This window comes from Salinibacter sp., assembly GCF_036626415.1.
Lineage (GTDB): Bacteria > Bacteroidota > Rhodothermia > Rhodothermales > Salinibacteraceae > Salinibacter.
The window spans coordinates 20927-43574 of the sequence record NZ_JAZKRW010000005.1; the positions used below are offsets into that span (position 1 = coordinate 20927).

At 64.5% G+C, this 22648-nt stretch carries 20 protein-coding genes; 9 read left to right on the forward strand and 11 right to left on the reverse strand.

From position 1 onward, the window contains the following. Positions 1–44: 44 nt before the first annotated feature. The 3 genes from V5A20_RS01480 to V5A20_RS01490 all read left to right on the forward strand — a co-directional run bounded on the left by V5A20_RS01480 (position 45) and on the right by V5A20_RS01490 (position 3916). Entirely contained in the window at positions 45–1184 is a 1140-nt protein-coding gene (locus tag V5A20_RS01480; protein WP_332314743.1) for a 5-(carboxyamino)imidazole ribonucleotide synthase, read from the forward strand. A 123-nt stretch (positions 1185–1307) separates the two neighbouring features. Then, positions 1308–1817 carry a 5-(carboxyamino)imidazole ribonucleotide mutase gene (gene purE, locus V5A20_RS01485; RefSeq protein WP_332314742.1) on the forward strand — a complete coding sequence of 170 codons (510 nt, stop codon included), beginning with the start codon at positions 1308–1310 and terminating at the stop codon, positions 1815–1817. A gap of 83 nt (positions 1818–1900) precedes the next feature. Next, the gene (locus tag V5A20_RS01490) at positions 1901–3916 is read left to right on the forward strand and encodes a trypsin-like peptidase domain-containing protein (RefSeq protein WP_332326579.1); all 2016 of its coding nucleotides are present in this window, start codon (positions 1901–1903) and stop codon (positions 3914–3916) included. Between the two features lie 24 nt (positions 3917–3940). Here V5A20_RS01490 and tyrS read toward each other — a convergent pair whose 3' ends face one another. From tyrS to ffh, 8 genes are all read right to left on the reverse strand, one after another. Further along, positions 3941–5176 carry a tyrosine--tRNA ligase gene (gene tyrS, locus V5A20_RS01495; protein ID WP_332326580.1) on the reverse strand — a complete coding sequence of 412 codons (1236 nt, stop codon included), beginning with the start codon at positions 5174–5176 and terminating at the stop codon, positions 3941–3943. 70 nt (positions 5177–5246) lie between these two features. Beyond that, positions 5247–5711: an SsrA-binding protein SmpB gene (smpB, locus tag V5A20_RS01500; protein ID WP_332314739.1), complete on the reverse strand. Its 465-nt coding sequence runs from the start codon at positions 5709–5711 to the stop codon at positions 5247–5249. A gap of 177 nt (positions 5712–5888) precedes the next feature. Continuing rightward, positions 5889–6701: an MqnA/MqnD/SBP family protein gene (locus tag V5A20_RS01505; RefSeq protein WP_332314738.1), complete on the reverse strand. Its 813-nt coding sequence runs from the start codon at positions 6699–6701 to the stop codon at positions 5889–5891. Positions 6702–6766: 65 nt separating this feature from the next. Next, on the reverse strand, positions 6767–7123 hold the full coding sequence (gene rplS, locus V5A20_RS01510) for a 50S ribosomal protein L19 (RefSeq protein WP_332314737.1): 357 nt from the start codon (positions 7121–7123) through the stop codon (positions 6767–6769). Between the two features lie 60 nt (positions 7124–7183). Next, entirely contained in the window at positions 7184–7903 is a 720-nt protein-coding gene (gene trmD / locus V5A20_RS01515) for a tRNA (guanosine(37)-N1)-methyltransferase TrmD (protein ID WP_332314736.1), read from the reverse strand. Positions 7904–7951: 48 nt separating this feature from the next. Further along, complete coding sequence (gene rimM / locus V5A20_RS01520) at positions 7952–8548, reverse strand: ribosome maturation factor RimM (RefSeq protein WP_332314735.1); 597 nt, start codon at positions 8546–8548, stop codon at positions 7952–7954. A 33-nt stretch (positions 8549–8581) separates the two neighbouring features. Further along, positions 8582–9205: a 30S ribosomal protein S16 gene (rpsP, locus tag V5A20_RS01525; protein ID WP_332314734.1), complete on the reverse strand. Its 624-nt coding sequence runs from the start codon at positions 9203–9205 to the stop codon at positions 8582–8584. Between the two features lie 71 nt (positions 9206–9276). Next, positions 9277–10662, reverse strand: a complete 1386-nt coding sequence (gene ffh, locus V5A20_RS01530) for a signal recognition particle protein (RefSeq protein WP_332314733.1) — start codon at positions 10660–10662, stop codon at positions 9277–9279. A gap of 372 nt (positions 10663–11034) precedes the next feature. On the opposite strand from ffh, the gene V5A20_RS01535 reads away from it, so the two are divergent. Together V5A20_RS01535 and V5A20_RS01540 are read left to right on the forward strand one after the other, a co-directional pair. Further along, positions 11035–11613 carry a 5-formyltetrahydrofolate cyclo-ligase gene (locus V5A20_RS01535; protein ID WP_332314732.1) on the forward strand — a complete coding sequence of 193 codons (579 nt, stop codon included), beginning with the start codon at positions 11035–11037 and terminating at the stop codon, positions 11611–11613. Between the two features lie 43 nt (positions 11614–11656). Continuing rightward, on the forward strand, positions 11657–12331 hold the full coding sequence (locus V5A20_RS01540; RefSeq protein ID WP_332314731.1) for a PspC domain-containing protein: 675 nt from the start codon (positions 11657–11659) through the stop codon (positions 12329–12331). A gap of 10 nt (positions 12332–12341) precedes the next feature. Here V5A20_RS01540 and V5A20_RS01545 read toward each other — a convergent pair whose 3' ends face one another. The 3 genes from V5A20_RS01545 to polA all read right to left on the reverse strand — a co-directional run bounded on the left by V5A20_RS01545 (position 12342) and on the right by polA (position 17952). Beyond that, the gene (locus V5A20_RS01545) at positions 12342–13655 is read right to left on the reverse strand and encodes a M16 family metallopeptidase (RefSeq protein ID WP_332314730.1); all 1314 of its coding nucleotides are present in this window, start codon (positions 13653–13655) and stop codon (positions 12342–12344) included. Positions 13656–13737: 82 nt separating this feature from the next. Next, positions 13738–15051, reverse strand: coding sequence for a M16 family metallopeptidase (locus tag V5A20_RS01550; protein WP_332326581.1), 1314 nt, complete (start codon positions 15049–15051; stop codon positions 13738–13740). Between the two features lie 120 nt (positions 15052–15171). Further along, entirely contained in the window at positions 15172–17952 is a 2781-nt protein-coding gene (polA, locus tag V5A20_RS01555; RefSeq protein ID WP_332326582.1) for a DNA polymerase I, read from the reverse strand. Between the two features lie 259 nt (positions 17953–18211). On the opposite strand from polA, the gene V5A20_RS01560 reads away from it, so the two are divergent. The 4 genes from V5A20_RS01560 to V5A20_RS01575 all read left to right on the forward strand — a co-directional run bounded on the left by V5A20_RS01560 (position 18212) and on the right by V5A20_RS01575 (position 22621). Further along, positions 18212–18889: an HAD hydrolase-like protein gene (locus V5A20_RS01560; RefSeq protein WP_332314727.1), complete on the forward strand. Its 678-nt coding sequence runs from the start codon at positions 18212–18214 to the stop codon at positions 18887–18889. Positions 18890–19212: 323 nt separating this feature from the next. Further along, on the forward strand, positions 19213–19863 hold the full coding sequence (gene purN, locus V5A20_RS01565; protein WP_332314726.1) for a phosphoribosylglycinamide formyltransferase: 651 nt from the start codon (positions 19213–19215) through the stop codon (positions 19861–19863). A gap of 7 nt (positions 19864–19870) precedes the next feature. Next, complete coding sequence (gene purH / locus V5A20_RS01570; RefSeq protein WP_332326583.1) at positions 19871–21457, forward strand: bifunctional phosphoribosylaminoimidazolecarboxamide formyltransferase/IMP cyclohydrolase; 1587 nt, start codon at positions 19871–19873, stop codon at positions 21455–21457. 156 nt (positions 21458–21613) lie between these two features. Next, a complete protein-coding gene (locus V5A20_RS01575; RefSeq protein WP_332314724.1) occupies positions 21614–22621 on the forward strand; it encodes a rod shape-determining protein in 1008 nt (335 codons plus the stop codon). Positions 22622–22648: the final 27 nt, after the last annotated feature.

The following is a 22648-nucleotide window of genomic DNA, read 5'->3' on the forward strand; positions in this document are numbered from 1 at the left end:
ATTCACACCTGCCCCCTACGACTGCCCCGACCGGATTTCTTCGTATGAGTTCTCCCTTTCCAACAATCGGCATCCTTGGCGGTGGACAACTCGGCAAGATGATGGCGGCCGAGGCCGTTCGCATGAGTGTAGATGTCCGGCTGTTGTCCCCGAAGGAGGCCGGCCCCATGCAGCCCTACGCCGACACCCAGGTCGGCGACTGGACCGACCCGGACGTCCTCCGTCCCTTTACAGCCGACTGCGACGTGGTGACGGTCGAGAGCGAGTGGGCTCCTGCCGACGCCGCCGCCGAGGTATTGCCGGACGACACGGCCCTCTGGCCCTCAACCAAGACCCTGTCCCTCATCAAGGACAAGGGCGTGCAGAAACAGCACCTGGCCGACGCCGGGTGCCCGGTGCCCGAGTTCGCACGCTGTGAGACCCTCGACGAGGCCCTCGACGCCGCGGTCGCGCTCGGCTATCCGGTACTCCTCAAACAGTATCGCGAGGCCTACGACGGCTACGGCAACGCCACGGTCGCCTCCGAGGAGGAGCTCCGGGCGGCCTGGCCCGACCTGGCCGCCGAGGACGGCGCGATGGTCGAGGCATTTGCGGACTTCGCCTGCGAGCTTGCCGTTCAGGTGGCCCGGCGGCCCGGCGGGAACCAGGTCGTGTATCCGGTGGCGTATACCGAGCAGCGCGACCACCGGTGCCACGCCGTCGAGGTCCCGGCAGACATCGACGAGGACGTCGCCGAGAAGGCCCGACACATCGCACAAAAGGCCGTCGATGCGGTCGAAGGGGTGGGGCTCATCGCCGTGGAGCTCTTTGAAATGCCGGATGGACGTGTCCTCGTCAACGAACTCGCCCCCCGTCCCCACAATACCGGGCACTACTCGATCGAGGGCGCCGCCACCTCCCAGTTCGAAAACCACGTGCGGGCCGTTCTGGACTGGCCGCTGGGCGATGCCTCCCTGCGGACCCCGGTGGCCGTGATGGTAAATGTGCTGGGCCGCCGCGAGGGCACGCCCCCACGAACGACCGGCCTCCCGCGTGCCCTCGACACTGAGGGCGTGACCCCGCACATCTACGGCAAGCCCGACGTCCGCCCCGGCCGCAAGATGGGGCACGTGACCGCCCTCGGCACCGACCGCGCCGACACGCGAAAGCGGGCCGAAATGGCGGCGAGTGCGATTGAATTGTAGCCCTCTATGACTGCTCCCCCCGATCCGCCCCGACGCCTTTGAGGGTCCTGCCGACTGTTAGCGCCAAGAGCGTATTACGCCTCCACTCCTTTTCACTCGAACACCGATCCTTCCACCCTCCACATGCCTTCCTCAGCCCCCCCCGTCGGCATTGCCATGGGCAGCGACTCTGATCTGCCCGTCATGGAGGAGGCCGCCGAGGTACTCGACCGGTTCGACGTGTCCTATGAGATGCGCGTGCTTTCCGCCCACCGCACCCCCGGCATCATGAAAGAGTACGCCGAGACCGCCCACGAGCGCGGCGTCGAGGTGATTATCGCCGGGGCCGGCGGGGCGGCCCACCTGCCCGGCATGCTCGCCGCCAGCACGCCCCTGCCCGTCATCGGCGTGCCCGTACAGACCAGTACCATGAGCGGGATCGACTCGCTCCTCTCCATCGTCCAGATGCCGGGCGGCGTGCCGGTCGGGTCCGTCGCCATCAACGCCGCCGACAACGCCGCGCTGCTGGCCGTCCAGATCCTTAGCACCGGCGACCCGGAACTGCGTGCCCAAATGGCAGCGTACAAAGACGATCTCGCCGAGAAGGTGGCAGGCATGGATGAGCGCGTGCGCGAGCAGTCGAACATAGATTAGATTCTGTTCCTCGGATGAGCGTGCCGAAATGCCTACATCCAGCGACGCTCCTGCTTGCTGCACTCTTCGCAGCGGTGTGGACAATGCCGTCGGCCTTTGCCCAAGAGCGGTCCATTCTCCCTTCTCAGCGGAGCGCTTCTGTGCAGGCACTTCAGGCCGTCGCAATGGAAACGGTGCCGGCCGTCGACGCGGCGGCCCTTCGGGCCGAAGATCAGACACGCTCCGGTCAAGTCGGCCCGTACCGCTACGGCAAGACCGTGGACGCCAGCTTTTCTCCGGAGCGCCACGGAACCTGGGAACGACTCTCGTCGGGTGCGTGGCTGTGGCGCCTCCGCATCCGATCGCGGGACGCGGTCTCTTTGAGCCTTGGCTTTACTCAGTTCCAGCTTCCGGACGGGGCCGCCCTCTATCTGCACGCTCCAGGCGAGTCGGCAGTCCACGGTCCGTACACCGCTGCCGACGCCACGGAAGAACAGCACTGGACGCCCCTCGTGCGGGGAGAGACCCTCATCGTGGAACTGGAGGTGCCCGCCGCCCGCCGACAGGCCGTGCGGCTGCGAGTTGGGAAGGTCGTGCGTGGGTACCGCTCGCTGCCCGGCCGCGGAGACACCGCTCCTGCCAAATCGGGAAGCTGCAACCTCGACGTGGCCTGCGAGGAGGCCGATCCCTGGCGCGAACAGGTGCGGTCGGTCGGCCGGTACACGTTTGAATCGGACGGTGCGACCTTTGTGTGCTCCGGGGCCCTCGTCAACAACACCGCGGAGGACAGGACGCCGTACTTCATGACGGCCGAGCACTGCGTCTCCACCCCGGAGGAGGCCACCACGATGGTCTTCTACTGGAACTATCAGAACCGAACCTGCCGCTCCCTGGGCAGCGCCGAGAACGGCACCGTCACGGAGGACGACCCGGGCGACCAAACGTCTTCCGGCGCGGTCCTCCGGGTGCGCTCCGGCAACTGGCACGACGAGCGACAGATTGACGGAAAGCCAGACCTCACGCTTGTCGAGATCGACGACGAAATTCCCGATGCCTACAACCTCTATTTCAGCGGGTGGAGCCGGGCCCAGATGGCGTCAACGGAAAGCGTCACAATTCACCATCCGCAGGGGCACGGAAAGCGAATCAGCTTTGATGAAGATGCGCCCCGCGTCACGGGCTTCGGGGACGAACTCGGAGGGGACACCCACCTTCGAATTGGCGACTGGGAACTCGGCACGACTGAAGGGGGCTCGTCCGGGGGCCCGCTTTACAATGCTGAACAGCGCATTGTCGGCGTTCTCTCGGGAGGACTGGCGGGGTGTGGAATCGGGAGCCCCGGCGAAGACAACGACGAACCCGACTGGTACGGGCGCCTCGCCCTGGGCTTCGAGCGCGGCGACTTTGAGGGCGCGACGCTCGCCGACGTGCTGGACCCCCGAAACACGGGTCAGGAGACGCTCGACGGCCGCGCCCAAACGGATCAGGTCGACGCCACGCCCCCCGCTCCGATCGAGAACGTTCGCATCAGCAGGGTGCGTACTCGCGACCAGGAGGTCACCCTGATGTGGAAAGCCACGGGCGATGATGATCGCTCCGGAACGGCTCAGCGGTACGACCTCCGCTTCGACACGACACGCATCGAGACGCCCGACGACCTCAGACAGGCCCAACGCGTCGAGTCTCCCCCCCTCCCGTCCAAAGCCGGCCAGGCCGAAACGGCGGTGGTCGACAAGCTGGATGGGCTCCGCTCAGGACGTAGTTACTATTTTGCGGTGGTTGCGGAGGACGATGCGGGCAATCGCTCTCCCATTGCCACGCCTCAGCGGAAGGCGGTCCTCACCAATGACATCAAGATTGAGACGGGGGGCGTTGCCACGGGCGGAAACGCCTCGCCCTCCGAAGCCCGGTTCGTCCTCAACGAGTCCCAGGAGATCCGGGTCGTGCTCTACGACATGCTTGGGCGCCGCGTGCGGGTGCTGCTCGACGACAGGAAGGTGCCAGAGGGGTTCGAGCAGCGCCTCCAGGTGCCGACGGGCTCACTCTCTAGCGGCCCCTACTTCCTGCGCTTTACAGGCGATCGCTTCGCAGCCACTCGGAAGATCGTCGTGGTGAAGTGACCTAGTGTCTGCACCAACCGGTGCCTACGCCGCCGTTTCTTCCGGCGAGAGAATGCGGGCAAAGCGGCGCTTGCCCACCTGGAGCACGAACGGCGCCTCCGCCGACACATCGATGTAGCGACCGGTGTCGGTGACTTTCTCCCCATCGATCGTGACGGCCCCCTGCTCGATCATGCGGCGGCCCTCGCTGTTGGAGTCCGTGAGGTCGGCGTGACGCATCAGGTTCAGAAGGCCGACCTCCTCCCCGTCCTCCGGCGCCGGCGTGTACTCCGGCATGTCGTCCGGCACCCCCCCCTCCACCACGGTCTGCTCGAAGTGCTCCTCGGCCCGGTCCGCGGCCTCTTCGCCGTGGTACATCTCCACGATGCGGCGGGCAAGTTGGGCCTTGGCCTGCCGCGGATTGTCCTCGGCAAACTGCTTGATCTTCGGAAGCTGTTCGGTCGGGAGGTCGGTGACCAACTCCACATACCGGTAGATCAAGTCGTCGGGCACCGACATGGTCTTGCCGTACATGTCCGCCGGCGCCTCGGCGATGCCAATCGCGTTGTCGAGGGACTTCGACATCTTGTCGGACCCGTCGGTGCCCTCTAGAAGCGGGAGCATCATGCAGACCTGCGCCTCTTGGTCATTGGCCTCCTGAAGGCGGCGCGCCAGAAGCAGGTTGAAGCGTTGATCCGTGCCGCCCAGCTCCACGTCGGCGCCGATGTGGACCGAGTCGCGCGCCTGCGCCAACGGGTACAGAAACTCGTGCAGGCTGATGGGCTGACCGGCCTCATAACGCTGCTTGAAATCGTCTCGCTTCAGCATCTGCGCAACCGTCTGCTGGGCCGCCAGCTCGACGACGTCGCTGAAGCGCATCTCGTCGAGCCACTCCGAGTTGTACCGGATCTCCGTCTTGTCGGGGTCGAGCACGCGGGTTGCCTGCTCGTAATAGCTCTGGCCGTGCTCGCGCGTCTCTTCGAGGGTGAGCTGAGGACGCGTCTTGGAGCGGCCGGACGGATCGCCAATCATGCCCGTAAAGTCCCCCACGATGAGAATGGCCCGGTGGCCAAAGTCCTGAAACTGCCGCAGCTTGCGGAGGACGACCGTGTGCCCGAGGTGAAGATCAGGACGACTGGGATCGCACCCGAGCTTCACCGTCAGGGGCGTATCCGCCTCCCGAGATGACTGTAGCTTGTCGGCCAGCTCGTCCTCCGGGACAATCTCTTCTGCCCCGCGGCGGAGGACCGTCATCTGCTCGTCGACCGGCGGAAATGCCATGTGTCCTTGCTCTTCGTCAATGATACAACGCGCTGTCTCTCTCCCCTGCTTCCGTCCCTAAAATCCGTCCCTAGAAGTTGTAGTCGCTCTGCTCTTGCTCCAACCGACGCTCCATCTCTCGCTCCTTGATGACCTGACGCTTGTCGTGCCTCTGGCGACCCTTCGCGATCCCAATCTTTAGCTTCGCCCATCCGTCGCGGAAGTAGAGCGACAGCGGGACGATCGTGTAGCCCTCCTGATCGGCCATCTGGCCCCATTTGCGGATCTGTTGGTCGTGAAGCAGGAGCTTCCGGGTGCGCCGGGGCTCGTGCCCAAACGGCCCGGCCTCCTCATATGGCTTGATGTACATCCCGTGGATCTTCATCTCCCCCTCGCGGTCGACCTGGCAGTACGCCCCGTCCAGGCTCGCCTTGCCCTGACGCACCGACTTCACCTCGGAGCCTTCCAGGACAAGACCTGCCTCCAGCGTCTCCTCGATGTCGTACTCGAACTGCGCCTTCTTATTGCGCACAACAACCTCGGTGCCTTCAGCCATGGCGGGTCATTGATGCAGTGAGGCATTGGGTGATTTATGCATTGGGGCCACGGTGCACACGTTCAAACAGGTTGAGCAGCTTGGGAATCGGGGCTGCAGTGACCTATACCTGACTGAATCCGCCCAACAACCACACGCCGCTGAACGAAGTGTCCAATGACCCAATGAGACAATGAATCAATGCTCTTCTTCCTCTTCTTCTTCGTCTTCGTCGAGGTACACGAGCGGCAGGTCGGGGACGTCTTCTGTCACGTCGTAGTAGAAGAGATACTTTCGAAACTCCGTTAGGCTCGCAATGGCGAGCTTGTCGAGTCCCGTGCGGAGGTCCTCACGATAAAACTCATTCAGTGAGGCGGTCGTCTCCTGCGCCTGCACCCATACGTCGCGGTTTTCGTCGGCCGCCTCGCCCGAGGCAATGAGAGCCTCAATCATCTCGTCCGTTGACTGATCCCGCTTGGTAACGTACAGCCCCCACACCATCGGGTAGTTGGACAGTTCGTACCACTCGCGCCCGATGTCCATCGTGAAAGGATCCGGCTGGAGCGACGGGATGTTGGGGCCAACGAGCAGCGCCGCGTCCTCGTCAGTATCGAGCAGCGCCTGCGGGGAACGGTCGTCGTAGGGGACAAACGTGGGATCCACCTGGTAATGCTCATGCAGAACGATCCGGGTGGCGATGCGCTCTTGTGCGACGCGCCGGTCGTAGGCAATCGTCTTCGGAAAGTCGTGCAGCCCGCCCTTCCACACGAGCCGTGCATACGGGTAGCGCCACGAAACGAGGCCCACACTCGGGAGCACATCGATGGCCTTACTGGCTTGCAGGGCCAGCATCGTAGGCATCAAGGCCACGTCCACCTCGTCTTCGACCAGCATCGCCGCGCACTGCTCAGGACGATGCCGCGTGATACGGAACGGGTTCGTCACGGCGCCGGACGTAAAGCCCGACACCAAAAACTCCGCGGGGGGATAGTCCCAAATCGCAAGGTCCATGAGGTCGAAGGCTCAATCCGAGAGCTACGAAGGCGGGTGTGCGCGAAGGGCCCCACGCCGCGTGTCTACTCGTCCCGAATCTGCTCCTGAATCCGGGCGTCCTTTCCCGAGAGGCCCCGCAGGTAAAAGAGCTTCGACCGGTTCACGGACCCGCGGCGGACGACCTCAATCTTGGCCACCCGCGGGGAGTGAACTGGGAAAATGCGCTCGACCCCCACACCTTCGGACACCTTGCGGGCCGTGAAGGTCTCGTTCGGGCCGGAGCCGCGGCGCGAGAGGCATACCCCTTCAAACTGCTGGATGCGCTCCTTCTCGCCCTCGACCACGCGCAGGTGGACGTTAACGGTGTCGCCGGCATCAAAGTCTGGCACGTCGTCGCGAAGTTGCGTCGCCTCGACGACGCTCATGAGATCAGTAGCCATGGCAAAGGTCTGTTGTTGGGTGAAACAAAATGGTCGGTCAAAACGAGAGACGTGCAGGTACTACGAGGACGCCTCGAGAGAATCTGTAGTGTCCGGAAGGAGGTCGGGCCGTCGGTCACGGGTCTTTTCAAGCCGCTTCTCGTCTCGCCAGCGTGCAATGGCCCGATGGTCTCCCGAACGAAGCACCGACGGCACCTCTCGCCCCCGAAACTCTGCCGGGCGCGTGTACACGGGGGCGCCGAGCAGGCCGTCCTGAAAGGCATCCGTGAGGGCCGAGGCGCTGTCGCCGAGGGCGCCCGGCACAAGGCGGACAATCGCATCGACCAGCATCAGTGCCGGCAACTCCCCCCCGCTGAGCACGACATCACCGATTGACACCTCACGCGAGACCAGAGCGTCTCGAACCCGCTGATCGATCCCTTTGTAGTGTCCCGCAATCAGGATGAGATGATCCTGCATGGAGAAGCCGTTCGCCATCGGCTGATCGAGCCGGTCGCCGTCGGGCGTGAGATAAATGATGTCATCGGCCGCCCCGACGTCCTCTTCGATCGCCTCCACGGCCCGAAACAGCGGCTCGGGCTTCAGCACCATGCCGCCGCCTCCGCCGTACGGACGATCGTCAATCTGACGGTGTTTGCCGGTGGCGTACCCGCGAAGATCGTGCACGTGGAGGGTTGCCACCTCCGCCTCCTGCGCCCGCTTGAGGATGCTGTGCTGCAGAGGCTCCTCCACGAGCGCCGGCAGAGCAGTCACTATGTCAATACGAATGGCCCCGGGCATATCCGGTCTGCGTCGGTCGTCAACACGTGCTGGCAGCAAGGCGGCGGCCTACGCATCCATCAGTCCGTCGATGGGACGGACGACGATCCGCTCCGCCTCTTCGTCAATCTCGACAATGAAGTCGTCGATGGCTGGGATCATTGCCTCCGCGTCGCCGGGGGTCCGGACCACGAAGAGGTCTTGCGCGGGCATCTCCATAAAATTGGCGACGGTGCCCTGCACCGACCCGTCCTCCGTCACAACCGTCCAGCCCACCAAATCATCGGCAAAAAGCTCATCGTCCTCCAGTCCCAGGGCCGCCTCGGTTGCGAACACGTCCATCTTGGCCACCGTCTCGGCAGCATCCCGGTCCGCGATGCCCTCCAGCCCCAAGATGACCGTCGTGCCGCGCTTGGTCTGCTGGTAGCGCACCGAAAGGACGGCGTGCCGCGTAACCCGGTGGGGCTGGGCCCCCAGAAAGACCGCAGGCAGCGTTTCAAACCGGGCCGGGTCGTCCGTCGCCGAGGGGTCGACCTTGAGCTCCCCCTCCAGGCCGTGGGGCCGGAAGACGAAGCCGACCTTCACGAGGTCGGTTGGCGAAACGTCCGCAAACTTCGGGTCCGGGTCTGCCGGGTCGTCCGGTGTGGAAGCCGTCGAGGGCGGCATGGTACAGGGGGGCGCTCGGGCCCCTACGTGAGGCTACTCGTCTTTGGGTTCTTCGTCGTCCTCGTCCGCTTCGTCGGAATCGTCGGCCGCAGCCTCCGGCTCTTCCGGTTCGGACGCGTCCGCGTCAGGGGCCTCCGCCTCGGCTTCTGTGTCGTCTCCTTCAGCGGATGTGTCTTCGCCCTGTTCGGCCTCAGCTTCTTCCTGCACGACCGACAAGGGCGTGGCCTGGGCGCGAAGCTGGGCTTCTTCGTCGATCTCTTCGGCCCGCTCGCGCTCGCGCTCCAGGGGGTCTTTTCCGCGCGCCCCCACGGCAATCTTGACCTCTTCGCCCTTTTCGGCCATGCGCTCCCGAAATTCTTCGACGGCCGTCTCGATCTTGTCCGGCGACTCGCCCTTCTTCTTCAGGTGGTGGTGGAGCAGAAGGCCCCGGCGGCGCAGAATGGAGCGCACCGTATCGCTCGGCTGCGCCCCATTTTCGAGCCAGTAGAGGGCGCGGTCTTCCTCCAGTCGCACCTCAGCGGGTTCGCGAAGCGGAAAATAGCGGCCGATGTCTTCGATGTAGCGGCCGTCCCGCGCATTGCGCTGGTCGGCGGCGACGATCGAATAGACCGGAACCTTTTTGCGCCCAATGCGGCGCAGTCGAAGCTTAACAGACACGTGTTCGTTCGGGTGTGTTCAGTTCAACAATCGTGAAAGGTGCGCAAGCGGCCGTATCCATACGTCCCTCCCTAGCGTGGGCTGCGGCGCTGGCCCCCGTCGCCGCCGGTAATCTGATCCATAAGGCTCGAGATGTCCACATCCTGCCCCTTGCTCGTCATCTTCTGCATCGTCTTCATCATGTCCTTCATCTCTTCGAACTGGCTGACCAGCTGGTTTACGTCCCGGACCTCATTGCCGCTGCCCCGTGCGATGCGACGCCGGCGGGTGCCGTTCAGAATGTCCGGGTGGGCTCGCTCTTCCGGGGTCATCGACTGAATGATGGCCTCAATGTGCGTGAAGGCCTCCTCGTCGATGTCGAGGTCTCGGATCTTAGATCCGACGCCCGGGATCATGCCCATGAGCTCCTTGATGGAGCCCATCTTTTGGATCCGCTGGAGCTGATCGTAAAAGTCCTGGAGGTCAAACTCTTCGGAGCGAATCTTCTCTTGCAGGCGCTCGGCCTCCTGCTCGTCGTACTGCTCCTGGGCGCGCTCCACGAACGAGACCACGTCGCCCATGCCCAGAATGCGCTGGGCCATGCGGTCCGGGTAGAACGGCGTGAGCGCGTCGAGCTTCTCGCCGGTGGAGGCAAACTTGATCGGCTTGTCGACCACCGTCCGGATCGAGAGGGCCGCGCCGCCACGCGTGTCCCCGTCGAGTTTTGAGAGGACGACCCCGTCGTAGTCAATGCGCTCGTTAAACTCTTTGGCCGTGTTCACCGCGTCCTGGCCGGTCATGCTGTCGACGACGAACAGGGTTTCGTTCGGCTCCACGGTTGTCTTGATGTCTTCCACCTCCTGCATCATCGCCTCGTCGATGTGCATGCGTCCCGCCGTGTCGATGATGACGACGTCGCGGGCGGTGTTCTGAGCCTCCGTGACTGCCTCGTCCGCGACGCGCACGGCATCCTCGACAATCTCGCCGTTCTCTTCGACCGAGTAGACGGGCGCGTTGACCTGATCGGCCAGCGTCTTGAGCTGGTCGACCGCGGCGGGGCGGTAGACATCCGACGCAGCCAGAAGCGGCGCATGCCCTTCCTTGCGAAAGTGGCGGGCCAATTTCGCACAGAAGGTGGTCTTCCCGGAGCCCTGAAGGCCAGCAACCAAAATCACGGTGGGCGGCGTCTCCGCCATCTCGATGCCCTCGTGCTCACCTCCCAGCACCCGGGTCAACTCGTCGTGCATGATCTTCGTCAACTGCTCCCCCGGCGTCACGGACGTCAGAACATCTTCTCCCGTGGCCTCCTCTTTGACGTTTGCGGTGAATTCCTTCGCAACCTGATAATTGACGTCTGCGTTTAGCAACGCACGCCGAATTTCCCGCATCGTCTCGGCAACGTTGACCTCATCGATACGGCCCTGGCCCGTAACGGACTGCAGGGCACTCTCGAGCTTTTGGGACAATCCTTCAAACATGGCGGTGTGCGTCAACTCGTCTCGTCAGTGTCGAGACCGGGGCTCTTCGTGGGAGTACGACGGCAGGCTCAGCCACGCCTTGCGGGGGGCAGACGGAGATTAACCTGTCGGAGGAAACTGTGTTCTGAATCAGCAACTCAACCGATTCCTATACGGATTGAGCGCAACGATTCGATCCATTGGGATGGAGGTGTTCATCCATAATTCGCCACCCCCATCTACGGGCCGCCGAGACCGCTGTAACATTTTTCCTCCGGCAGACGCTTCTCAGTGCGATGGACACGGATCGTTTTGAGATGGCGGCGCATTGATACAACGAAGCCACCCTTGGTACCATGACGCACCGTCGGCGTTCTCTTGGTTTCCGGCTTTATGCCCTCTCAGTCCAAAGACCAATGGCGGCACCAGTTTCGGGCCTATCGTCGCTCGCTGTCGCTCCGCTCGTATCGGGCCCGGAGCAGCTTGATTGTCCACCGCGCCCTTGGGGTGCTGGCCCGGGCCGGGGCACAGGTCGTGCACACATACTGGCCCCTCACAGCCCAGCGCGAAGTGGATACGCGCCCGCTCATCGCAGCGCTTCGGGGGCGGCACGCGGAGGTGGTGCTGCCGGTCGTTACAAGTTTTGACCCCGACACGCCGACCCTCGAACATCGCCGCTACGGCGGCCCACAGTCGCTGGCCCCCAACCGGTGGGCCATTCAAGAACCCGTACAGACTGAGTTGGTGTCTCCCGACCTCATTGATGTGATCGTCGTGCCGGCCCTGGGGGTGGGGAAAAACGGCCATCGAATCGGGCATGGGTCGGGATACTACGACGCCTTCCTCCAATCGGTTGCGAGTCCCCGCGTTGCACTGGCATATGAGGCCTGCGTGGCCTCCTCCCTGCCGAACACGTCTCACGACGTGCCCGTGACGACGATCGTCACTGAGCAGCGTGTCTTGAATCCGTAGGTGCCGACGCCTACTCCCTCTTCCACACACCCGCTCTTCCGCCATGTCACCTCGTGAACGCTCCCGGTCCCAACGATCCTCGGACACAACCGACGAATCGTTTGAGCAACCGTCGCCCTTGGAGGTCGGGGAAACCACGCTCGACCTTGACGACATTTCTGAGGAGGAGCTCGATGCCCTGTATTTCGAGGACGATGAGGCGGACGGGGCGAGCCTTTTCACCCTGCCCACCGTTACGGGCCTGACCCTCATCCTCGCCGGGACCATTTATCTGCTGAGCGAGCTCGGGGCGTGGACGGGGATGGCCTTTTCCAGCCTGATTCTGCCCTGGTTGGTCGGAATCGGGGTCATACTGCTCGGGTTCGGCCTTCTCACGTGGCGATCATCGGACGGGGCGGAGGACGACTCTGCCAAGAAAAAGGCCGTGGAGGCGGAAACCGGTCAGACCAAGGTGGTGGAGGAGCCAGAGAAGTCTGACAAGAAAAAACTAACGCGCTCCCGCACGGACAAAAAGCTGATGGGCGTGTGCGGCGGCATCGCGGAGTACCTGAATCTGGACCCCACCCTCGTTCGCATCGCGTTCGTCGTCGGGGTCATCGGGTCCGGCGGCCCCTTCGTGCTCGGCTACTTCGCCCTGGCCTTCATCATGCCGAAGGAGTCTCCCCTCTCTCCCGAAGAACGGCTCTCAATCATCCGGGACGAAGCGGACGAGTCGTAGCCGTGTCCCTCTACGCCGCCGCGGCCTCCATGGAGCGCGGCCGGGTGCCTGCGAGCGCCTCCTGTATCGATTCTGGATCGAGGTAGTCCTGCACGGCGGCGTTCACCTCGTCCAACGTAAGCGCCCGGATCTCCTCCGGAAAGGTGTCGAGGTAGGAGACGTCGAAGCCCCGCTCGGCGTTGGTGAGTATCGACTGGGCGAGGCGTTCGGTGGTGGCCAGGCCGACGGAGTACGAGCCGGTGATGGTCGTCTTTTTTGCGTCGAGCTCTTCCGCCGTCGCCCCTTCCGCCACGAACTCGCGGATGACGTCCCTCGTCGCCGCGATGCCCTCGTCCACGGCATCGTGGCTGAGGGTGACGCTCGTCTGCCACGACCCGACGTGGCGGGTGCTCACCCCGGACAGGCTCGACCGGATGCTGTAGGTGAGTCCCATCTCGTCGCGAACGGTGGACATGAGGCGCGCCGCAAAATTGCCCCCGAGGATGTAGTTGCCCACGTACAAGGCGGGATAGTCGTTGTGGTCCCGCCGGATGGGGACGGTGTGGCCCAGGCGCACGTCCACGTTCGATTTGTCGGGCATTGGGACGGCGGTGCGGCCGACATCCGTCGACGCTGCGTCGGTGTCGTGGACGGCCGGGGCGTCGTGGGGCGCCCACCCCGAGAACGTCTCCCCCACGACCGAGGCGACCTCGTCGTGCTGAAGGTCCCCGACCACGGCGAGGGTCCACTCGGTGGACCCGAAGTGGGCCTCGTGGTAGTCCCGCACGTCCTGCACCGTGAGGCCCTCCAGCCACTCCAGGACCGTCTCGGGGAGGGGGGAGAAGTTGGGGTGCCCCTCGGGGAAGAGACGCTGCGAGAGGGCCGTGGAGGCCTGCGCCGACGTCTTTTCCATCCGGCGCTGCAGGTCGGCGGCCACCTGGGCCCGGGCCTTCCGAAACTCTTCGGGGTCGAACGCCGGGGCCCGCAGCATCTCCGCCGCAACCGCCATCACGCGCGGAAGGTCGTCCACCAGCGCCCGGCCGGACATCTCCACGAACAGGCCGTCGCTCGACAGATCCAGCTTCGCCCCACACGCCTCCAGCACGCGGGCCAGCTCGAACCGGTCGCGGTGCTCCGTGCCCTTGTCGAGCAGTGACACCGTAAGCTGCTGTCGGAGCGCATCCCCGGCGGCGAGGTCGGGGTTCGTCACGAACGAGCCCCGAAAGGACACGACGTCGTCCACCGACGTGCGGAGCGTCAGGAGCCGCCCGGGCCCCGCCGTCCGGTCTTGAATCTGCGGCGCAAGCGCGGGGCTGGAGTGGGTCGGAGAAGAGGAATCAGACATATACGATTGGCGTTCGTGAGGGCGACGGATGGGGAAACGGAGCCGGACTCTTCACCCGAGGACGCCCGGACGAGAGCGAGCGTCAAGAGGTGGGCACGTACCGACCGACGGTTAGCCGGTCGGGGCGCAGGTACGTCTGGGCGACGCGCTGGACATCGTCTACCGTTACGTCGTCGAGGCGATCGAGGTACTGGGTATACAGCTTCCAGTCGCCCGCCGCGAGGGCTTCGTTGAGCTGCGAGGCGACGCGCATCGGGCCGTCGCGGTCGAACGCGATCTGGGCGCGGAGCTGGCTGCGGGCGCGGTCGAGCTCCTCCTGAGTGACGCCATTTTCCTGCAGGTCCTCGATCGTCTCGTGGATGGCGTCTTCGACCGTCGGGTGGTCCTGGTCGGGGGCGAGGTACGCAAACACCGAGAAAAGCCCGGGGTCGCGGAGACGGAAGTTGATGCCGAAGACGTCGCTGGTTAGGCCCCGGTCGGTGCAGCGCTGGAAGAGGCGACTGCCCTTCCCCGACGCCAGGATGCGAGCCACGACGTCGAGCACATCCGAGTCGGCCTCGAGGGCCGGGGGCGACTTGAACCCCATAAGAACTGCCCCCAGCTGGCCATCCTGGCGGACCGTCACGCGGCGGGGCCCCGACTGCTCTGGCTCCTCGGTGGTGACCTGCGGGATCTCGCGCGGGGCCGTGCCGATCTCCCCAAAGTGCTCGGTCACCTCGGCCAGCGTCTCGCCGCGATCGAACTGCCCCACGATCGAGAGCGTCGCGTTGTTGGGCCAGTAGAAGGTGTCGTAGTACTCCCGCAGCCCGTCCGGGGTCATGCGCTCGATGTCGCTTTTCCACCCAATCGTGGGGTGGTGGTAGGGATGCGCCACGAAGGCGGCCCCCCATACCTCGTCGAACAGGCGCGACACCGGATCATTCTGGTTCCGGTCCCGCTCGTTCAGGATAACGGTGCGCTCGTCCTCCACGTCCTCGGTGTCGATCAATGCCCCCCGCATCCGATCGGCCTCGATGTCGAGGGCAAGCGGCAGGTGCTCGGTGGGGAGCATCTCGTAGTAGTTGGTGCGGTCGAGCCAGGTGGACGCGTTCACCTTCGCCCCCACGGCCTGGAGCGTCTCGAAAATCGAGGTGCCCTGCCGCTTGTGGTACCGCTCGGTGCCCTTGAACATGAGGTGCTCCAGCATGTGGGTCGCGCCGGTGTGGCCGGTCCGCTCGTTTCGGCTGCCCACGTGATACGTTACCATCGACGTCGCCACCGGCGCCCCGTCCTGCGGGAGCAAGAGAACACGAAGCCCATTCTTGGGGAGGCGGTAGCACTCGATGCCGTCCGACGCCTCCTGAAACTCGACGGCGGCGGGAAGATCGCGGGGCGGGGCAGAGATGGTTTCGGTCATACGATGAAGCTAAGCCGTGAGTGGTGTGCTTGAGCGCCGAGGAAGATTGCGGATTGCGTATTTCGTGTTGCGTAGGCAAACCTGACAAACGCGAATCCGGTCTACGCACTACGCAGTACTTTAATGTGCTTCGAGCCAGTTGGCCCCGGTGTCCATGTCGACAAGCACCGGCACGTCGTCGAGCGGCAGGGCGTCGCGCATCTCATCGTCGATCATGGCCTGCGCGGCGTCCAGTTCGTCCGGCGGCACCTCGAAGACGAGCTCGTCGTGCACCTGCAGCAACATCTGCGTTGCCCAGTCGCCTTGGGCCAGGTGCTCGTGGATGCGGTTCATCGCAATCTTGATCATGTCCGCCTGGGTCCCCTGGATGGGCATGTTGACGGCCACCCGCTCGGCGGCGCTGCGGGTGTTGCTGTTCGAGCTGTCGATGTTGGGCAGGTAGCGACGGCGCCCCAGAAGCGTCTCCGCGTAGCCCTTGTCCTGGGCCTTCTCCACCAGCTCGTTCAGGAGCTGCGAGACGCCCGGGTACGATTTGCGGTATTGTTTGATGATGTCCTGTGCCTCGTCGACCGGCATTCGCATTCGCTGGGCGAGGCCCCACGGCGAGATGCCGTAGGGAATGCCGTAGTTCACCTCCTTCGCCTTGCTGCGCTGCTCGGACGTCACGTCCTCGGGGGCGATGCCGTACACCCGCGCCGCGGCGTCCGTGTGGATGTCGCCGCCCTCCCGGAAGGTCGCCTGCATGGCTTCGTCGCCGCTCATGGACGCGAGAATGCGGAGCTCAATCTGCGCGTAGTCGGCAGACAGAAGCTGCCACCCGTTCTTCGGGACGAAGGCGCGCCGGATTTGGCGGCCCATCTCGGTCCGAATGGGGATGTTCTGAAGGTTCGGGTCGCTCGAGGAGAGGCGCCCCGTGGCGGTGCGGGTCTGGTTGAAGCTGGTGTGAAGGCGCCCCGTCTCGGGGTGGACGAGCTCGCCGAGGCTGTCGAGGTACGTACTCTTCAGCTTGTAGGTCGAGCGCCAGTCCAGGACGAGCCCTGGGATCTCGTGCTCGGTCGAGAGCTCTTGAAGGACGCTTTCTTTGGTCGATGGTTTGCCGGTCGGCGTCTTGGAGACGACCGGAAGGTCGAGCTTCTCGAACAGGATCTCCCCAAGCTGCTGGGTCGAGTTGATGTTGAATTCCTCTCCGGCCAGCTCAAACACTTCGTCTTCGATCGCGCCGAGGCGCTCTTCCAACCCCTGCGAGATCTCATCGAGCACGTTCGTATCGAGCCGAATGCCGGTGTGCTCCATCGCGGCGAGCACGTGGACGAGCGGAAACTCAATGTCGTGGGCCACGTCAAGCACATTTCCCTCTTCCAGGCGCCCCTCCAACTCGTCCGCCAGACGGTACGAAATGTCGGCGTCCTCGCAGGCGTAGGGCGCGGCCGTCTCCACGTCGACCTCGCGCATCGAGTCCCGGTCGGTGTCGTCCCCAATCAGGTCCGCAATGGGGACCATCTTGTAGTTGAGCACCGACCGCGCCACGTCATCCAGGTTGTGGTTCTCTTCGGGGGCCACGAGGTAGTGGGCCACCATCGTGTCGAAGAGCGCCCCGCGGACCTCAACGCCGTGCTGCTTGAGCAGGAGCAGGTCGTACTTCAGGTTGTGCCCGAGCTTCTCGGTGTCACGCTCCAGCACCGGCCGGAGGACGTCGAGGACCGTGTTGGTCGGGGTGTCGTCGGGGAGCGGGGTCGGGACGTACGTGGCCGTCTCGGCCTCTTGGCTGAAGGACAGGCCCACGAGGTCCGCCGTCATCGGGTCCCGGGAGGTTGCCTCCGCGTCGAACGCGTAGCGGGTCTGCTCAGACAGCCGGTCGGCAAAGTCGCGGAGCTCGTCGTCCGTCTCCACGACCTCGTAGTCGACGGCTTCGGAGTCGAGTTCTTGAACCTTCTCGTAGGGGCCAAAGTCAAACGCGAGGTCCGGGTCCTCCTCGTCCGTCTCCTCTTCGGCGACACTCCCTCCTTCGATGCCAAGACGGTCACCGAAGGAGTCGAACTCCAGCTCTTGGAAGACGGCCGTGAGCCTCTCTTCGTCCAGCTCGCGCCGCTGGAGCTGGTGCCAGTCGAGCCCCACGTCGAGGTCGGTCCGGATGCGAACGAGGCGCTTGCTCAGGCGCGCCTCTTCGGCGTGCTCTTGCATTCCCTCCCGCGCCCGCTTGCCGCTTAGCTCATCGGCGTGGTCAATCAGATTTTCCACGGAGTGATACTCCCGCAACAGCTTTTGAGCCGTCTTCTCGCCGATGCCGTACACGCCCGGCACGTTGTCACTGCTGTCGCCCATCAGGGCCAGCATGTCGACGAATTGGGCGGGATCGAGGCCATACTCGTCCCGGAAGGTGTCTCCGGTCTTGATTTCAAAGTCCTGGTCCCCTTTGGCGGGCTTGTAGATCGAGACCTTGTCGCTAAGGAGCTGCTTGAAGTCCTTGTCGGGCGACACGATCACGACGTCTGCATCGTCGGCCTCCGCCTGCTTCGCGAGCGCGCCGATCACGTCGTCGGCCTCCACGCCCGGCACCTCCAGGACCGGAATGTCGAGCCCCTGTACGATCTCCTTGATGTAGGGAATGTTTTCCAGCAGTTCCTCCGGCGGCGGATCCCGGTTGGCCTTGTAGTCGTCGTACATCTCTTTCCGAAAGGTGTCCTCCTCCCCCTCGTCGAACACCACGGCGGCGTGCTCAATGGAGTGGTCCTCGATCAACTTGAGCAGGGAGTTGGTGAACCCGTACGCCGCAGAGGTATTTTGGCCCTTGGAGTTAATGAGAGGCCTGCTGATGAAGATGTAATGCGCCCGGTAGGCCAGCGACATCGCGTCGATGAGGTACAGCGCGTTGTCGTCCGGGGCGGCGTCGGGGATGGACATGCGGGGCGATGCAGACTGACAAGAGAAACGGCGCGTCGGTGCCGGGCGTCGACCGTCAGGACGTGGCGACAGTCGATGGCAAAACTGGCCTTTCTAATGCTCCACGAGAGGACGAGGTTCGAGCGCACTCCGACAATAGCCGTACGTGTGTCGGTGTTGCTGAATTCTTCCAAACCCATGGCGGGATCCCCCAACTGCCGCGAGCAGTACGTGCGACAGTGGTTTGCCCATCGTTCTCGCTCCCGATCTTCTGCAACCGATGACGCTTCTTCTGTTCGACATCGACGGCACGCTCGTTCGGGTGAACGGACGCGGCCGTGAGGCCGTCAACGAAGCCCTCGCATCGCTCATGGAACAGCCCATCTCCGTGGACGGCGTGACGTTTTCCGGTCGCACAGACCCGGCCATCGTCGAGGCGGTGCTGACGCACAACGGCCTTTCCGCGACCGACGCGGTGATCGAAGACGTGATTGCAACGTACGTGGAGACGATGCAGAACGTCCTCACGCCGGCGGACGTGGAGGTACTGCCGGGGGTTGCCGAGCTGCTGGCCGAGCTGCATGCCCGGCCCGACGTGTGCCTTGGGTTGGTCACGGGAAACGTCGAGCCCATCGCGTACGAGAAGCTCTCCGCGCACGGCCTGGACCAGTATTTTCCCGTCGGGGCTTTCGGCAGCGACCACGCAGAGCGCAACCGATTGCCAGAACTGGCCACACAACGGGCCGCCGACCACACGGGCCATGCCTTTCAGCCCACCGAGCATGCCGTGGTCGTCGGCGACACGGCCCACGATATTGAGTGCGCCCGAGCGGCCGGTGCGCGGGCCGTGGCGGTCTGCACCGGCCGCTACGGACGGGCCGACCTGTCACAGCACGACCCCGACCTGCTGTTCGATTCGCTCTCGGAGCCCTCCGCGTTCCTCCGACAAACCCTCTAGGGAGGGCGCGGCGGAAGGCCCAGCCTCCCTGTGCGGAGCCCTGTCGCTGCATGCCCCATGCATCCGGCAGAGGAATCCAAGGCAAGGGATGTCTTGGTCCGCCAGTTGCGGACTGCCCCCGACGAACCAGCGTATGGGCAGAGCCATGCCGTGGGCCCAGGCACGTTTTTCTACGACATTTTCGGTCGTGAACACGGCTTTTCCCAAGGGCCGTGCAGATGATCTCACAGCAAATTTGCCGGGAGGCGGCTGGCATTTGCTGTATCCCATCCGCATCTTGCCTGGTGTGGTGAATACTCGCCCGCCCAAACGTCCACCCATCGATGCGTCTTGCCGTCTTTGCCTCTGGGGAAGGGACCAACTTTCAGGCCATTTTGGACGCCATCGATGCAGGCACGCTCCCCGCCGAGGCGGTATGCTGTGTGAGCAATACCCCGGACGCCGGAGCCCTTTCTCGTGCGAAGCACCACAACGTGCCAACGGAGGTAATCGCCCCCGCCTCGTTCGACACCGCCGCGTCCTTCGGCCACGCCCTGCTCGACGCCTTGAGGGCCTACGACGTTACCTTTGTCGCGCTCGCGGGCTACATGCAGAAGATTCCCCCGACCGTGGTCGAGGCCTACCGTGGCTCCATGACAAACATTCACCCGGCCCTCCTCCCGGCATTTGGCGGGCAGGGCATGTACGGGATGCACGTCCACCGCGCCGTGCTCGAGTATGGCGTCCACTGGACGGGTGCCACCGTGCACCTCGTCGACGAGGAATACGACCACGGTCCCATCGTCCTGCAAGAACCGGTGCCGGTTTACGCCGACGACACCCCCGATGCCCTCGCCGATCGTGTACGTGAGGTCGAGCACCAGTTGTATCCGGAGGCCCTGCGCCTCTTCGCGGAAGATCGGGTTCACCAAGACGGCCGCACCATTCGAATCGAAGATGCCGCCCCCCGCCGCTCTCCTACAGACTCGGACTAACCCCCACATGCCCACCAACGCCCCGTCGCCCGTCCGCCGCGCCCTCCTCTCCGTCTACGACAAAACCGGCATCGTCGACTTCGCCCGGCGCCTCCGCACCCTCGACATCGAGCTCATCTCCACGGGCGGAACGGCCGAGACGCTCCGCCAGGCCGGGATTGCGGTCACCAACGTTGCCGACGTAACGGGCGTGCCCGAGGTGCTGGAGGGCCGCGTCAAGACCCTCCACCCGGCCCTCCACGCCGGCATCCTCGCCCGCCGCTCCCGCGAGGAGGACATGGCGGCGTTAGAGGAGCATGACTACGCCCCCATCGACCTCGTGATCGGCAATCTCTATCCCTTCTCCAAAGCGGTCCAGGATCCCGACACGGCCCCGGACACGGTCATGGAATACGTCGACATCGGCGGCCCGACAATGCTTCGCGCCGCCGCCAAAAACCACTTCGACGTCGGCGCGGTCTCGGCGCCGGACCAGTACGACGCCGTCGCCAATGAGCTGGCGCAGAACGAGGGCCACCTCTCTGCCCCCACCCGCCGGAGCCTCGCCGAGGCCGCCTTCGCCCATACGGCCGCCTACGACCACGACATTGACGCCCATCTCTCCCAGCACACTGGGACGGATGGAGAGGACGACGCTGCCCTCCAACCCACCTACGCCGTCTCACTGCCCCGTGCCCAGTCTCTTCGCTACGGCGAAAACCCGCACCAAGAGGGCGCGCTCTATGGGGACCCTTCTGACTTCTACGAGAAGCTGCACGGCCGGGACCTCTCCTACAACAACCTGCTCGACATGAGCAGTGCCCTCGCGCTCATCGACGAATTTCGCGACGCGGGGCCGACCTGTGCCATCCTCAAGCACACCAATCCCTGCGGCGTCGCCACCGCCGACTCCCTCGAGGAGGCGTGGCACCAGGCCTTCGCCACCGACACCCAGTCTCCGTACGGCGGCATCGTGGTCGTGAACCAGGCCCTCGACCGAGCCACCGCAGAGGCGATCGACGAAATCTTTACCGAGATCGTCATTGCGCCTGAGTTCGACCCCGGGGTGCTGGACGTGCTTACACAACAAGACCGGCGCCGCGTGGTCCGTGCCAAGCAGGGCGCACGGGCCACCGATCGGCTGGACGTGCGGTCCGTTCTGGGCGGAGTGCTGGCCCAGACGCGCGACCCTGTGATTCCCTCCACGTCGTCCCCCCCGGAAGAGTGGGAGGTCCCCACCGCTCGCCCCCCCACGGACGACGAGCGCGCCGACCTTGACTTTGCCTGGCGGGTGGTGAAGCACGTCAAGAGCAACGCGATCGTGTATGCCCGTGACCGGGCAACCCTCGGTGTCGGCGCCGGCCAGATGAGCCGCATCGACGCCTCCGAGCTCGCGGTGTTCAAGGCCCAGAAGTCGGAACTTGACCTCACCGGTTCCGTGGTAGCGTCAGATGCCTTCTTCCCGTTCGCCGACGGACTGGTGGCGGCCGCCGACGAAGGGGCCCGCGCAGCCATCCAGCCCGGCGGCTCGATCCGGGACGACGAGGTGACCCAGGCCGCCGACGCCCACGACGTGGCCATGATCTTGACCGGCCGACGCCACTTTCGGCATTAGACTTGCCCCGCGGCGGCCGACCCACCCCGTCCCCGACGCCTCACGCGTTGCAGGCATTCTTCTGAACTTCTCCCCCCCACCGCCTCCTCACCCGGCCGGGCCTGTCCACGCCACGTCCTTCGACCGTCCTCGGCCCCCATCCGTACAGCACGATCGATGTTTTTCAACTTCTCTCAGGACGTCGCCATCGACCTCGGGACGGCGAACACCCTCGTCTACATTCGCGGCGAGGGCATCGTCCTCAATGAGCCGAGCATCGTCGTGGTGGACACCGACACCAACGAGGTGCGCGAAATCGGCCACGAGGCCCTCCAGATGCACGAACGCACCCACCAGGACATCGAGACGATCTGGCCGCTGCGGGACGGGGTGATTGCCGACTTCAAGGTCGCCGAAGAAATGATTCAGGGGCTCCTCCGGAAGGTCAAAAACAACTGGCTCACCTCCATCCGGAGCATGGTTGTGTGCGTGCCGAGCGGCATTACGGAGGTGGAGAAGCGCGCCGTACGCGATTCCGCCGAGCACGCCGGGGCCCGCAAGGTAAACCTCGTCTCCGAGCCCATGGCGGCGGCAATCGGGATCGGGCTCGACATCCAGGAGGCCGTGGGCAACATGGTCGTGGACATTGGCGGCGGGACCACCGAGATCGCCGTCATCGCCCTCTCCGGCATCGTGCTCGATGAGTCGCTCCGGGTCGGGGGGGCCGAGCTCGACAAGGCAATCGTGCAGTACTTCAAGCGCAATCACAACCTGTTGATTGGCTCCCGCACCGCCGAACGCATCAAGTGCGAGGTGGGAAGTGCAATCGATCTCGACACAGAGCTCGAGCTGTCGGTGAAAGGGCGCGACCTCGTCAGCGGCATTCCCAAGGTGCGCACCATCTCGTCGGTCAATGTGCGGGAGGCGCTCCACGACAACCTCGAACAGATCAGTGCCGCTGTGCTCCGCACCCTTGAGCGCACTCCTCCGGAGCTGGGGGCGGATGTGCTGGAGCGGGGCATCATGATGACCGGTGGGGGCGCCCTGCTCGAAGGCATCGACCAGATGCTCCGAGACCGTGTGGAGCTCCCCGTGTACGTGGCCGAGGACCCGCTGAAGGCCGTGGTACGGGGCACCGGTGAGGTCCTCGAAAACCTAGAGAACTACGAGCGCGTTCTGACCTGAGACCACAAGGCATTTCGTCGGCCCTTC